Genomic DNA, 13,411 nt, shown 5'->3' with positions numbered 1-13,411 from the left:
TCCACCATTATTTTGATTTTGGCAAACCCAGCAAAATGGTTGGCAAGCAGCGCAATATATCTTGCCTGAGAAGTTGTTATGTTGAATTCATGCCCGTTTATAAAAAACATACGCTAAAAGTGAGAATTTCATGAATTTAATAACTGGAAAGAAAACCCTGGCTTTAGCAATCGCACTTCTGACTTCCCCGGGTGTATTCGCTCACGGCAGCGAAGCGCATATGGTGCCGATGGAGAAAACACTGACTGAATTCGGTGCTGATGTGCAATGGGATGATTACGCGCAGATGTTCACCATCGTGAAAGACGGTGCGTTTGTGAAAGTAAAACCTAATAGCAAATCGGCCATCGTCAACGGCAAAACATTGCAATTACAAGTGCCGGTGATTTTTAAAAAGAAAACCGCTTATATTTCCGAAGACTTTATTAACGAAGTTTTCCAGTCCGGCCTTGATCAAACTTTCGCGGTCGAGAAAAAACCTCATCCACTTAATTCACTGACTGCGGATGAAATAAACCAGGCGGTCAAAATTGTTCAGGGCGCGCCAGATTTTAAACCGGGTATTCGCTTTACTGAAATATCGCTGCATGAACCGCCGAAAGATCAGGTCTGGCAATTCGTTATGACAGGCCAGGAGGTCACTGCCCCGCGTCAGGCCGATGTGATTATGCTCGACGGCATTCATATTGTGGAAGGCGTGGTGGATTTAAGCGCCGGTAAAGTGGTGTCGTGGAAACCGATTGAAGGCGCACATGGCATGGTGCTGATTGATGATTTCATCAGCGTGCAGACCATTATCAACGGCAGCAAAGAGTACGCCGAGGCGCTGAAAAAACACGGTGTCGACGACCCAACTAAAGTGATCACCACCCCGCTCACCGTCGGCTATTTTGACGGGAAAGATGGCCTGGAACAGAACCAGCGCCTGCTCAAAGTGGTGAGCTATCTTGATACTGGCGATGGCAACTACTGGGCTCACCCAATTGAAAACCTGGTGGCAGTCGTCGATCTTGAGCAGAAGAAAATCATCAAGATTGAAGAAGGCCAGGTCGTTCCGGTGCCGATGAATCCACGTCCGTTTGATGGCCGTGACCGCGTAGCACCCGAAGTTAAACCGCTGGAAATCATCGAGCCGGAAGGTAAAAACTACACCATTACTGGCGATACTATTCACTGGCAGAACTGGGATTTCCACCTGCGCCTGAATTCCCGCGTCGGGCCGATTCTCTCTACCGTGACCTATAACGACAACGGTAACAAACGCAAAGTGATGTATGAAGGCTCGCTCGGCGGTATGATCGTGCCTTACGGCGACCCTGATGTTGGCTGGTATTTCAAAGCTTATCTGGATGCTGGTGATTACGGCATGGGTACGCTGACTTCCCCGCTAGCTCGCGGCAAAGATGCCCCAACAAACGCGGTGATGCTGGATGAAACTATTGCTGATTACACCGGCAAACCGACCACTATCCCACGTGCGGTAGCGGTATTTGAACGCTACGCCGGGCCTGAATATAAGCACCAGGAAATGGGCCAGCCGAATATCAGCACCGAGCGCCGCGAGTTAGTGGTGCGCTGGATCAGTACCGTCGGCAACTACGACTATATTTTTGACTGGGTATTCCACCAGAACGGCACCATCGGCATTGATGCAGGCGCGACCGGCATTGAAGCGGTTAAAGGTGTGAAAGCCAAAACCATGCACGATGAAACCGCCAAAGATGACACTAAATACGGCACGCTTATCGACCACAATATCGTCGGCACCACGCACCAACACATCTACAACTTCCGCCTCGATATGGACGTGGATGGTGAGAACAACAAACTGGTGGCGCTCGACCCTGAAGTGAAACCGAATACCGCTGGTGGCCCGCGCACCAGTACCATGCAGATCAACCAGCATGATATTAATACCGAACAAGAAGCGGCACAGAAGTTTGACCCAGGCACTATTCGCTTGCTGAGTAATACCAGCAAAGAGAACAAAATGGGTAACCCGGTTTCTTATCAAATTATCCCTTATGCAGGTGGCACCCATCCGGTAGCGACCGGTGCGAAATTTGCACCAGACGAATGGATTTATCACCGCCTGAGCTTTATGGATAAGCAACTGTGGGTGACGCGTTACAACCCGGAAGAACGTTATCCGGAAGGGAAATATCCAAACCGTTCGGCGCACGACACGGGTCTGGGCGAGTACAGCAAAGACAATCAATCACTGGATAACCAGGATGATGTGGTGTGGATGACCACCGGCACCACACACGTGGCTCGCGCTGAAGAGTGGCCAATCATGCCAACGGAATGGGTGCACACGCTGCTGAAACCGTGGAACTTCTTCGATGAAACGCCAACGCTGAATCTGGCGGGGAAAAAAGAGCAGAAGTAACCTGGGCTGGGATGTCGTTGTTTTGTCGGATGACGCTGGCGCTTATCCGACCTACGAAAACGTCGACATCCCTCACCGTACGCGCCACGCTTATCCTACCTACAGAACCTGCGAAAGCGTTGGGTTTTGTAGGGTGGATAAGCGCCAGCGTCATCCACCGATAATGTAAATATATCAATACACTTCGCGTAACCCCTGTTTGACGCCATAGCCATAATCCCTTAATCTGCGCGGCACAATGTCGTTATAACAAGCGTAAATTCAGAGGGAAGCGTGAAGAATCGCACTCTTGGCAGTATCTTTATCGTCGCTGGCACCACAATTGGCGCAGGAATGTTGGCAATGCCACTGGCTTCGGCGGGTGTTGGGTTCGGGGTGACGTTTGTGTTGCTGGTCAGTCTGTGGGGGTTGATGTGCTACACAGCCTTGTTGCTGGTTGAAGTTTATCAGCACGTTTCCGCTGATACCGGGCTGGGTACGCTGGCGCGCCGCTATCTTGGCAAACCAGGGCAATGGTTGACGGGGTTTAGCATGTTATTCCTGATGTACGCGTTAACCGCCGCGTATATCAGTGGCGCGGGCGAACTGCTGGCCGCAAGCCTGAGCCAATGGTTTTCTACCACTATTTCGGTCACCAGCGGCGTGTTGCTGTTCACTCTTGTTGCCGGAGGCGTGGTCTGCATCGGCACCCATATGGTGGATATGTTTAACCGCGTGTTGTTCAGCGCCAAGATCGTCATGTTGGTGGTGATGCTGACGCTGATGATGCCACATATCCATCACACCAATCTGCTGACTCTGCCGCTGGAAAAAGGCCTCGCACTTTCGGCGATCCCGGTGATTTTCACTTCGTTCGGTTTTCATGGCAGCGTACCCAGTATTGTCAGTTATCTGGACGGCAATCTGCGCAAGTTACGCTGGGTGTTTATCATTGGCAGCGCCATTCCGTTAGTGGCTTATATTTTCTGGCAAGTGGCGACACTAGGCGCGATTGATTCAGGCGTGTTCAGCGGATTACTGGCTAATCATTCCGGTCTGAATGGCTTGTTGCAGGCGGTTCGTGAAGTGGTGGCATCAACACATGTTGAGCTGGCGGTTCATCTGTTTGCCGATCTCGCGCTGGCAACCTCGTTCCTCGGCGTGTCGTTAGGGTTATTCGATTACCTTGGCGATTTGTTCAACCGTAATCGTAAAGCGTCAGGCCGTATGCAAACAGGGCTAATGACCTTCGTGCCACCGCTGATCTTTGCCCTGTTCTATCCGCAAGGTTTCGTGATGGCGCTGGGTTACGCCGGTGTGGCGCTGGCGATTCTGGCGTTGATCATCCCTTCACTTTTAGTGTGGAAAAGCCGCCAGATGCAGAAAGAAGCGGGCTACCGCGTTGCAGGCGGCAAGCCGTTGCTGATTGTGGTGTTTGCTTGCGGTATCGCCGTGATTGTTATCCAGGCATTGATTGCCACAGGCGCATTGCCTGAGGTCGGTTAATCCACCAGCCCGGTATTCACACGTTTGCCTATCTCTTTAAGCTGCGAGTATTTCTCCAGCAGAGATGGGCCGTCATCAAGGCTCATGGCAAACATCCACATGTACGTCATGACCGAGTAAATATGCCCGGCGTTCCCGACCCCTTTCACGGTCATCAACATGATGGTCATAGCGAACAGGAACGCTGCGGCAATACCAATTGCCAGATAACCGTAAGCTTCACGGTCAGACAACCGAATACGCACCTGTGCCAAAAAGTTGTAGTGCTTGTTGAGCGTGTTTTCACTGGCATATCCAACAAACCCCACCTCTTTTTCCAGCCTGTCGTTCAGTTTCTCGTACAGCATTTCGTTCTTGCGCGTATAGCTCGGCAGGAACAGCGCAAAGAAAACCAGCACCACCATGCAAGCCACACCAGCCCAGAACTCGATGGTTAACAGCATGACAACTGCGCCGATTATCGACGCCAGTGAAGTAATCAGCAGCGGCAGATGCGTTTCGAAGAAATTGACAAATTCGCGTGACAACGTCACACGTGCTGCAATCGTTGAGTGGCTATGATCATCTTTACGTTGTGCGAGGATCACCGGCACCGCGAGGCCAGCGTAGATTCTGGCGAAAGTGCGGGTGTCCATGCTGCGGCGCGCAGCACCTATCGCCCACATAATAAAAACCACCAGCGCATACAACAACGCATGCAGGGATTGCCCTTTGATGATGGCATTAATGGCAAAGCCCGCCATTAACGGATATAGCAAGTAAACGACGTTCTCGGCGACCACCAGCAGCAGAGTAACAATGAGCTTTTTACTGTGGAGTTTTGCGAGTTTTTTTAAGGTATTCAATGCACCGCGCGATGGTTTAAGCTGAGCGGTTTGCTGACAAGTAGACATGACTTTATATTCTTAGATTGTTATTCTTGAGCGGTTGCTCAAGAATGAAAAGATTCTATTTGAGCACTTGCTCAAAGTCAACGAAGGTACCGTGATGAAAGAAAAAACGTCTGTTCTAAAAGAAAATATTCTTGATGCCGCGATCGGGCTGTTCACGGATAAAGGGGTAGAAAAAGTGACGACCCGCGAGCTAACCGAACAAGTCGGTATCGCCCGTAGCCATATTTATCACTATTTCCCCGACTGGCAGACGTTGTGTATCGCAGCGTTTGAACGCTTTATGTATGCGGAGCTGGAAGCTTTTAGCCAAAAGACGCGCGCCCAGTCACCTGCGCAAGGTTTGAATGTTTTCATCGAAGATTATCTACCTGACCGCGCCGATGCCGTTTGGGAGTTGTACGGCTCGTTGTGGCGGCTGGCGGTGCATAACAAGGTGTACGCCGATCTTGCCCTGACGCTGACCGAAAAGTGGGATGCGTTGCTGGCGAGCATTATTGAAAGCGGCATTGAGAGTGGCGTGTTTCGCCAAACCGATGTCGGGCGGGTGACTCGCCAGCTTAGCGCGTTGCTAAACGGCTATTCGGATCAACTGATTATCGACAATGCGCCGCTTGCCCGCCAACAGGCGCTGGACGATATTCATGGGTTTATAAGCCAGGTCCTTTTGGCTTAACCGGAAATCGCTACGGATAGGTAATCCCTTGCGGATTCACCTCAGACGTCGCCACTTCTTCGCCCTTTTCTCCCCATCGCGCCAACACTTGCTGGTATTCACCACGTTTCGCTGCACCATCCAGTGCAGCTTGCAGTGCATAAACCAGCCCATTACCTTTTTTGGTGGTGGTGGCAACATAGGCTTTCTTCGGCCCTAATCCAACAACCCGCGTGGTGCCAGTGAGTGCCGCTTTATAGGCCGCCACACTTTGCGGGCCGAAAGTGGCGTCCGCCCGCCCAGCCTGAATATACAAATTGCCGGAAGCGTCATCGGTCAGATAAATCGGTTGGGCTGCCTTGCGCCCTTCGCGCTCATTGATTTCATTCCAGCCCAGGAGAATTTTTTCCTGATTGGTCCCCGAACCTAAAATGATGCGTAAACCGGCAACATCTGCTGGGCCAGTGATTTTTTGAATTGGGCTGTCTGATTTGACCGCAAACGCCAGCGAATCGACCCGATAAGTCGCGAAATCGAACTTCGTTTTACGCTGCTCGGTCACCGCAATATTCACCAGTGCGACGTCATAGCGACCCGACGTAATCCCCAGTGGCCAGTCTTCCCACGCGGTCGGCACTAGTTTGAGCTTCAGCCCTAGGCTATCGGCCAGCAAACGGGCAATATCCGGATCGCTGCCGATCCTCGTGCGGTTATCACTTGCCAGCAACGCCAACGGCGGAGAGTTGAGCGCGGATATCGCCACCGTCAGGGTTCCCGGTTCCACAAACTTATAGCCCTGCGGAATTTTGCTGATAGCCAGCGGGTCTTTAGCGGTATGAATCGGTTGTTCATTGGCCTTAAGATCAAGACTCCCTTGGGCATACAGCGTGGTACTGATCATCAATAGCGCCAGTGGGACAAATTTCATGCCTGCTCCTTATAGAACCTTAGATAAAAACTGACGCGTTCGTGAATGTTGCGGATGGTTGAGCACCTCGTCGCTGCTGCCTTGCTCAACGATTTTGCCGTCGACCATAAACACCACGTTATCTGCCACTTCGCGGGCAAAGCCGATTTCATGAGTCACCACCACCAGCGTGGTGCCCGAACGGGCTAATTTCTTAATCACATCCAGCACTTCCCCCACCAGTTCCGGGTCGAGTGCCGAAGTCGGTTCATCGAACAACATTACCCGTGGACGCAAAGCCAGCGCGCGCGCAATGGCGATACGTTGCTGCTGGCCGCCGGAAAGATGGCGCGACCAGGCATCGGCTTTATTGCGCAGCCCCACCACATCCAGCAATTGATAAGCCTGCTCAATGGCTTGTTTGCGGTTGAGCTGCTTATGGGCAATTGGCGCTTCAATCAGGTTTTCCAGCACCGTGAGATGCGGGAACAAATTGAAATTCTGGAACACATAGCCGACGTTCACGCGCTGGCGCAGGATCTCCTTTTCCTTCAGCTCATACAGTTTGTCGCCCGCCAGGCGATAGCCAATGTAATCGCCATCAATCTGGATAAACCCCTCGTCGACACGTTCCAGATGGTTTATCGCCCGTAGCAAAGTGGATTTACCGGAACCCGACGGCCCAAGGATCACCGTTACCGAGCCAGGTTCCAGCTCAAGCGAAATGTTATCCAGCGCTTTATGGCGGCCAAAATATTTGCTGACGCCCGTAATCGAGATATGACCAGTGGGATTATTGGACAGGTGCATGAGCCGTCTCCTGAGTTTGCAGCGCTGGCTGGCGTGATACATTCCGCGCCGGACTTTGTTGATTAATCGCTGAGCGTCTTTCACTGCGTGCCAGCCAGCGTTCAACCAGATGCTGAATCAGCGACAGGACACTGGTGATCACCAGATACCAGACCGCGCCCACCATCAATAACGGGATCACTTCCTGGGTGCGGTTGTAGATCATCTGAATGGTGTAGAACAGCTCCGGCATTGCCAGCACGTAAACCATCGACGTCCCTTTCGCGAGGCTGATAATTTCATTGAAGCCGGACGGTAAAATGGTGCGCAAAGCCTGTGGCAAAATAATGCGCGCCGTGCGCCGCCAGGCCGGTAAACCTAAGGCCGCCGCCGCTTCATACTGCCCATGATCGACACCCAAAAAACCACCGCGAATAATCTCTGCGGTATACGCGCTTTGTACCAGTGTCAGCCCGACCACGGCGGTAGAAAACTGCCCCAACACGTTAATCGTCTGGTAACTTCCCCAGCTTATTTGGGTGAACGGAATGCCAATCGACAACGTGTCGTACAGATAGGAAAAGTTATAGAGAATAATCAGCACCACAATCAGCGGTAACGAGCGGAACAGCCAGATATAGCTCCACGCCAGGCTGTTGAGCAGCCATGAAGAGGAAAGCCGCGCCAGCGCCAGTAACCCGCCAAATATCACACTCAGTACCGTGCCAATCAGAGTCAGCAATAATGTTTGCACCAGCCCCTCAAGGATAACCGGGTCGAAGAACCAGCGGGCAAATACGCTCCACTCCCAGCGCGGGTTAAACGCCACCGACTGAACCACAATCGCCAGCACAAACAACGCGACAAAAGCCCCCAGAGTGCGCAGCGGATAACGCGCCGGAACCACTTTAATTGTTGATGGTGTCGTCATCATGATTCCTCAGGCCGTTTTGCGCTGTGTGACAGCAAGCGTTTTGGTAAACCGCAAGCGCCCATCGAATGGTGCAACGCTGTATTCTTCCGGGTTGCGATGAATATCAAACTGCGGCTGATAACCCAGACTCAGATAGAGTTTTACCGCTTCCGGCTGGCGAAAACCGGTGGTCAGGAAGATATGGCTATAACCGGCAAGCTGCGCGCGGCTTTCCAGCTCACGCATCACTCGTTGAGCCACGCCCTGTTTGCGCAAAGACGAGTGCGTCCAGATGCGTTTGATCTCAGCGGTATATTCATCGAAGGGCTTATACGCTCCGGTTGCAATAATCTCCCCGTCACGCTCCAGCACGATGAATAACCCTTGTGGCGGCAGGTACCATTCGGTTAGTTCTACTTCGGCATCACGGGAAAAGTAGTCCCCGTAACGCGCTTCATACTCACCAAACAGCCCGCTGATAATCGGCTGAAGCTCTGCCGCTTCTGGTGAAACATCCCGGAATTGTTCGCGCATTTGCAGCTCCTTAATCGCCAAGACCGGCAGGGTTAATTTCGGACGCCGGAATTTGCTCGACGCCTTCCCCCCAACGGTTCAGCACTTTGTTGTAATCGCCGTTTTTGATAACGCCATTAAGCGCGGTTTGCACCGGGTCGACCAGGCCACTGCCTTTCTTCAATGTGACGGCGATATGCGCCGCTTTCGGCCAGCCACCATCGACTACACCGACCAGCTGAGTTTTCTGCGTCAGGGCAGCTTTCCATGCGCCGGTCACATTCGGGCCAAAAAACGCATCAGCGCGGCCAGACTGCAATGCCAGGGTTTGTGCGGCATCGTCTTTGGTGTAAACCGGCGTGAAAGGCTTAAGCCCTTTCTTCAGGTTTTCCTCGTTCCAGGACAGCAAGATAGATTCCTGGTTGGTTCCTGAGCCGACAATAATGCGCAATCCGGCGATGTCTTCGGCCTTCTCAATCTTCTTAATTGGGCTATCAGATTTCACATAGAAGCCGAGGGAATCTTTGCGGTAAGTGGCAAAGTCGAATTTCTGTTTGCGGTCTTTAGTGACGGTGATATTGCTGATTGCCGCATCGTATTTGCCCGATGTCACGCCCAGCGGCCAGTCTTCCCATGAGGTTGGCACCACATTCAGCTCAAGCCCCAGGCTGTCCGCCACCAGGCGAGCGATGTCCACTTCGCTGCCGAGCAGCGTTTTGTTATCTTCCGCAAACACCGTTAACGGCGGCGAATTGAGTGCCGCGACTGCAACGGTAAATTTACCGGGAACCGCAAAGCGATAATCTTTGGGTAACTGGGCGACAGCCGCCGGATTAACGACAGTATTAATAGGTGTTTTATTAGCTTCCAGGCTGACGCCGGTGCCATTAATGGTGACTTCTTGCGCCAGGGTTTGTGCAGACGAAAGTGCCAGAGCGATAGCCAGAATGAGCGATGTTTTTTGCATAGTGTGTTCTCTTAGTTATTGTGATGTTTGTTGTTTTTGTCGGATGACGCTGCGCTTATCCGACCTGTGAATTGGTTTTGTAGGGTGGATAAGCGCAGCGTCATCCACCGTTTTCACCCATCGTCCAGGTTACGAAAACTGATTCACGGGTTCTGCCAACCCTAAATTTTCACGCAATGTGGTGCCGGGATATTCCGTGCGGAATAAACCTCGTGCCTGCAACACCGGAACCACTTCATCAACAAAACGCGGGAAGGTATCTGGAGTGCCGCCCTGAATAATAAAACCGTCGGCGGCGTGGCTTTCGAACCACTGCTGCAATCCGTCTGCCACTTGTTGGGCGGTGCCAGCAAAACGTGGGCGCGGCGATGCGGCTTCTAGCGCGACCTGGCGCAGCGTCAGATGGCGTTCGTGGGCATTGCGTTTGATTTCATCGGTGGTACTGCGGAAGCTGTTTTGGCCGAGATCGCCAATATCGGGGAATGGCTCATCGAGCGGATACTGGCTGAAATCATGATGTTCAAAATAGCGGCCCAGATAATTCAGTGCATCGGTGACTGACACCAGTGCCGCAGTGGCTTGATACTGGTTTTCTACGTCATCGGCATCTTTGCCAACAATCACGCTCACGCCCTGGAATATTTTTAAATCATCGTCATTACGGCCATGATTTTTAAGTTGGCTCTTAACATCACGATAAAAATACTGAGCTTCTTCGAGCGTATCGTGATGAGTAAAAATAGCATCAGCGTGGCGTGCGGCTAATTTCTTACCGTCATCCGAGGCACCCGCCTGGAATACAATCGGTCTGCCTTGTGGCGTGCGTGAAATATTAAGTGGCCCGGCGACTTTAAAGAAATCACCATGATGATTCAGCGTGTGTAATTTTTCTGGGTCAAAAAATTGCCCGCTGGCTTTATCACGAATAAACGCACCGTCTTCCCAGGAATCCCACAGACCTTTCACCACATCGAGATATTCATCAGCAATGCGATAACGCAGCGCATGTTCAGGATGTTGCTCACGCGAGAAGTTCTTTGCCGAACCTTCCAGTGGTGAAGTCACCACGTTCCAGCCCGCGCGCCCTTTGCTTAAATGGTCAAGGCTGGCGAACTGACGTGCCACCGTGAACGGTTCGCTATACGAGGTCGACAACGTGCCGACCAGCCCTAAGTGTGTGGTCACGCTGGCTAACGCCGACAACACCGTCAGCGGTTCAAAACGATTCAAAAAATGCGGGATAGATTTTTCATTTATATATAAACCGTCAGCAACAAATAAAAAGTCCAGCTTGCCCTGCTCGGCTTTTAACGCAGTCTCTTTGACGAAATCAAAATTAATACTGGCATCGGCAATCGCTGCCGGATGCCGCCATGCGGACATATTCCCCGAAGCACCATGTAAGATTGTTCCAAGGCGCAGTTGTCGATTATCAGACATATTCGATCCTCATTTTCAGGCTGCACGCATCCTGGGGAGTTGACCCCTGCGTATTAGAAGTAATTACTTTTCCAGTAGTGCTTGTTCCGCCAGCGTGGCGAAATAACGCGCCGCATCTTCAATTAATGCTTCATCCGGATTAAAGGCCGAATGATGTAAACCGTATTCGCTGGCGCTGCCAATACTGACGAACGCGCCGGGAATGGTTTGCAAATAAACCGCGAAGTCTTCGCCGCCCATATGCAGTTCAGAGGTTTGTGTGCGATAACCCACTCGTTGTGCGAGCTGCATCGCAAATGCCGCCCATTTATCATCGTTGATCAATGTTATTGGCCCGTTAAACCATTCCACCTCAATGTGCGCACCAAACGCACTGGCTAAACCGGCTGCAATCTCACTGATCCGTTTCTCGACCTGCTGCTGAATTTCGTTGCGATGAGTGCGCACGGTTCCTTCCAGCTCGACACTTTCCGGCAACACATTCCAGGTATTTCCCCCTTGTATGCGCGTGACACTGACGATGACAGAATCCAGCGTATCCACGTTACGGCTGGCGATAGTTTGCAATGCCAGTACCAGTTGGCTGGCAATCACAATGGCGTCTTTACCTTCATGTGGACGGGCGGCATGTGCGCCTTTGCCCCGCACCCGTAAAACAAAACGATCGACGTTGGCATAGAATGCGCCACCTCGGGTGGCGAAAGTGCCAACCGGTAAACCAGGCTCGTTGTGCATGCCAAAAATAGCGGACACGTTTTCCAGTGCTCCGGCCTTTATCAGTGCCTTCGCACCAGTAAAGTTTTCCTCCGCTGGCTGAAACAGCAAACGTACACGACCGGATAAATGCGCCTCGCGCTCTTTTAATAACAAGGCCGCACCCAGAATCACGCTGCTATGAACGTCATGCCCGCAGGCGTGCATCACGCCATCATTGTGTGAGCTAAACGCAACACCGCTGGTTTCCTGAATCGGCAGTGCGTCAATGTCAGCTCGCAGCGCAATGACCTTTTCCCCTTGCCCGACTTCCGCCACCACACCGGTGGCAAGCGGATAAGGCAACAAACGTAAACCTGCGGATTCCAGCCAGTGACGAATTCGCGTGGTGGTCGCCACTTCCTGGCCAGATAACTCCGGGTTCTGGTGTAGCTCGCGCCGCCAGTTGATAAGTTGCTCTGCGAATGTCATCGGCTTCCCCTTACCAGGCTTCATGTTCGGCGGTAAATTCAGATACCGACGCCGCCTGCTGCACGCCAGCCAACAAACGAAGCGACTGAAAACGTGCCGCAGGGTCACTCACTGGCGTATCAATAATGAATTCGTCGATGGCAAATTCCTGGCTCAGTGCCGCAAGCCCGGCTTGAACTGTCTCGGCGGTGCCTTGCAGCAACGAAGGTTCACGGCGTTCAATCCGTTTGATGGCACTCCCAGCCTGGCGAGCAAATGCGTAAGCCTGGGCTTCGCTGGCGACACTGACCCGCTGGCTGTTTTCCAGCTCAACGCTCCAGATTTCCACAAGGTTCGCCAGCTCAGCCGCTTTTTGTGCGTCCTGCGCAACAATCACCTGTACCGCCACCACCGTTTCACGCTGGCTTCTGCTGCGCCACGCACCGAGTACCTCACGCATCAGATTTTTATCGCCATTCAAGTGGGCGGCATAAACGAAGTTCCAGTCGAGATTTGCGGCGAGCTTCGCACTTTCGAGGCTGGCACCCAGCAGAAAACGCGCGGCACTGTGCGTCGGAAGCGGCGTGGCGCGTAAAGTTTCTACATCTTCATCTTCGTGGAATGCGGGCAAGGAAAGCCAGTTATCCAGTTCTGTGAGTTTGTCGGCAAACGAGGCGTTATCTTGCCCGCCACGCTGTAACGCCTGGGTAGATAACGGTAAGCCGCCAGGCGCTTTGCCCACGCCAATATCAATGCGGCCCGGTGAGAGATTTGCCAGCAGATTGAAGTTTTCTGCCACTTTATAAGGGCTGTAATGTTGCAGCATCACCCCACCGGAACCGACACGAATGCGGCGGGTTTGCCCGACAATCCAGGCAATCAGCAACTCTGGTGATGGGCTTGCCAGCCGCGAAGTGTTGTGGTGCTCGGCAATCCAGAAGCGGTGATAACCCCAGGCTTCCGCCTGTTGTGCCAGATGCAGCGTGTGTTTCAGGGCGTCGGCAGGCGTTTCGTCCTGAGCGACCGGGCTTTTATCCAACAGGCTGATTCGATATGACATGCAGCAAACTCGCGTTGATTAACATGCCTTCATTAATAAGGTTTCCACTCAATCGAGTGAAACAATTAATTTACATTTCGTTAGCAATAAACTGGATAAGCCAGGGTGCAACACTGCCATATAGCTTATATATGGACTGGAATCATTAAATAATCCTATAAATATACTATTTATGAACCCTGAAATTGACAAAAGACCGTAAATGAACCATCTTTGGTTAATAATTAAAGTAAGGG

At 52.1% G+C, this 13,411-nt stretch carries 10 protein-coding genes and 2 pseudogenes; 3 read left to right on the top strand and 9 right to left on the bottom strand.

The features are described from left to right. The first annotated feature begins 130 nt into the window (after positions 1–130). Positions 131–2,392: a primary-amine oxidase gene (gene tynA, locus MNO13_RS12355; RefSeq protein ID WP_241938791.1), complete on the top strand. Its 2,262-nt coding sequence runs from the start codon at positions 131–133 to the stop codon at positions 2,390–2,392. Between the two features lie 273 nt (positions 2,393–2,665). Next, a complete protein-coding gene (gene tyrP, locus MNO13_RS12350) occupies positions 2,666–3,877 on the top strand; it encodes a tyrosine transporter TyrP (RefSeq protein WP_064546633.1) in 1,212 nt (403 codons plus the stop codon). Here the strand turns inward: tyrP and MNO13_RS12345 are convergent. Continuing rightward, positions 3,874–4,770, bottom strand: a complete 897-nt coding sequence (locus MNO13_RS12345) for an ABC transporter six-transmembrane domain-containing protein (protein ID WP_064546631.1) — start codon at positions 4,768–4,770, stop codon at positions 3,874–3,876. The genes tyrP and MNO13_RS12345 overlap by 4 nt on opposite strands. A gap of 94 nt (positions 4,771–4,864) precedes the next feature. Between MNO13_RS12345 and MNO13_RS12340 the strand changes: the two genes are divergently transcribed. After that, positions 4,865–5,443 carry a TetR/AcrR family transcriptional regulator gene (locus MNO13_RS12340; RefSeq protein WP_237931527.1) on the top strand — a complete coding sequence of 193 codons (579 nt, stop codon included), beginning with the start codon at positions 4,865–4,867 and terminating at the stop codon, positions 5,441–5,443. A gap of 10 nt (positions 5,444–5,453) precedes the next feature. Here the strand turns inward: MNO13_RS12340 and MNO13_RS12335 are convergent, their stop codons facing one another. The 8 genes and pseudogenes from MNO13_RS12335 to MNO13_RS12300 all read right to left on the bottom strand — a co-directional run bounded on the left by MNO13_RS12335 (position 5,454) and on the right by MNO13_RS12300 (position 13,175). After that, positions 5,454–6,350: a transporter substrate-binding domain-containing protein gene (locus MNO13_RS12335; RefSeq protein ID WP_422387193.1), complete on the bottom strand. Its 897-nt coding sequence runs from the start codon at positions 6,348–6,350 to the stop codon at positions 5,454–5,456. Between the two features lie 9 nt (positions 6,351–6,359). Then, positions 6,360–7,139, bottom strand: a complete 780-nt coding sequence (locus tag MNO13_RS12330) for an amino acid ABC transporter ATP-binding protein (RefSeq protein WP_064546625.1) — start codon at positions 7,137–7,139, stop codon at positions 6,360–6,362. Then, positions 7,123–8,049, bottom strand: coding sequence for an amino acid ABC transporter permease (locus MNO13_RS12325; RefSeq protein WP_241938790.1), 927 nt, complete (start codon positions 8,047–8,049; stop codon positions 7,123–7,125). Before MNO13_RS12325 ends, MNO13_RS12330 begins: the two co-directional genes overlap by 17 nt. Before the next feature lie 9 nt (positions 8,050–8,058). Then, positions 8,059–8,565 carry a GNAT family N-acetyltransferase gene (locus MNO13_RS12320; protein ID WP_064546621.1) on the bottom strand — a complete coding sequence of 169 codons (507 nt, stop codon included), beginning with the start codon at positions 8,563–8,565 and terminating at the stop codon, positions 8,059–8,061. A gap of 10 nt (positions 8,566–8,575) precedes the next feature. Then, positions 8,576–9,517: pseudogene (locus tag MNO13_RS12315) on the bottom strand (ABC transporter substrate-binding protein); the annotation flags it as partial. Between the two features lie 131 nt (positions 9,518–9,648). Next, positions 9,649–10,951, bottom strand: a pseudogene (locus MNO13_RS12310) (LLM class flavin-dependent oxidoreductase); the annotation flags it as partial. 63 nt (positions 10,952–11,014) lie between these two features. Further along, positions 11,015–12,136: an amidohydrolase gene (locus MNO13_RS12305; protein ID WP_064546614.1), complete on the bottom strand. Its 1,122-nt coding sequence runs from the start codon at positions 12,134–12,136 to the stop codon at positions 11,015–11,017. Between the two features lie 10 nt (positions 12,137–12,146). Beyond that, positions 12,147–13,175 carry an MsnO8 family LLM class oxidoreductase gene (locus MNO13_RS12300; protein WP_241938789.1) on the bottom strand — a complete coding sequence of 343 codons (1,029 nt, stop codon included), beginning with the start codon at positions 13,173–13,175 and terminating at the stop codon, positions 12,147–12,149. Positions 13,176–13,411: the final 236 nt, after the last annotated feature.

Origin of the sequence: Buttiauxella ferragutiae, assembly GCF_022637515.1 — a bacterium.
In the GTDB taxonomy this organism is placed as follows: domain Bacteria; phylum Pseudomonadota; class Gammaproteobacteria; order Enterobacterales; family Enterobacteriaceae; genus Buttiauxella; species Buttiauxella ferragutiae.
The sequence above is the reverse complement of the archived record's forward strand: the minus strand, read 5'-3'. Positions and strand labels throughout refer to the sequence as shown.

Bases quoted from the DNA above. Each gene is read 5' to 3' on its own strand.
- tynA (WP_241938791.1), top strand. From the start codon at position 131: ATGAATTTAATAACTGGAAAGAAAACCCTGGCTTTAGCAATCGCACTT.
- MNO13_RS12345 (WP_064546631.1), bottom strand. From the start codon at position 4,770: ATGTCTACTTGTCAGCAAACCGCTCAGCTTAAACCATCGCGCGGTGCA.
- MNO13_RS12340 (WP_237931527.1), top strand. From the start codon at position 4,865: ATGAAAGAAAAAACGTCTGTTCTAAAAGAAAATATTCTTGATGCCGCG.
- MNO13_RS12335 (WP_422387193.1), bottom strand. From the start codon at position 6,350: ATGAAATTTGTCCCACTGGCGCTATTGATGATCAGTACCACGCTGTAT.
- MNO13_RS12330 (WP_064546625.1), bottom strand. From the start codon at position 7,139: ATGCACCTGTCCAATAATCCCACTGGTCATATCTCGATTACGGGCGTC.
- MNO13_RS12325 (WP_241938790.1), bottom strand. From the start codon at position 8,049: ATGACGACACCATCAACAATTAAAGTGGTTCCGGCGCGTTATCCGCTG.
- MNO13_RS12320 (WP_064546621.1), bottom strand. From the start codon at position 8,565: ATGCGCGAACAATTCCGGGATGTTTCACCAGAAGCGGCAGAGCTTCAG.
- MNO13_RS12305 (WP_064546614.1), bottom strand. From the start codon at position 12,136: ATGACATTCGCAGAGCAACTTATCAACTGGCGGCGCGAGCTACACCAG.
- MNO13_RS12300 (WP_241938789.1), bottom strand. From the start codon at position 13,175: ATGTCATATCGAATCAGCCTGTTGGATAAAAGCCCGGTCGCTCAGGAC.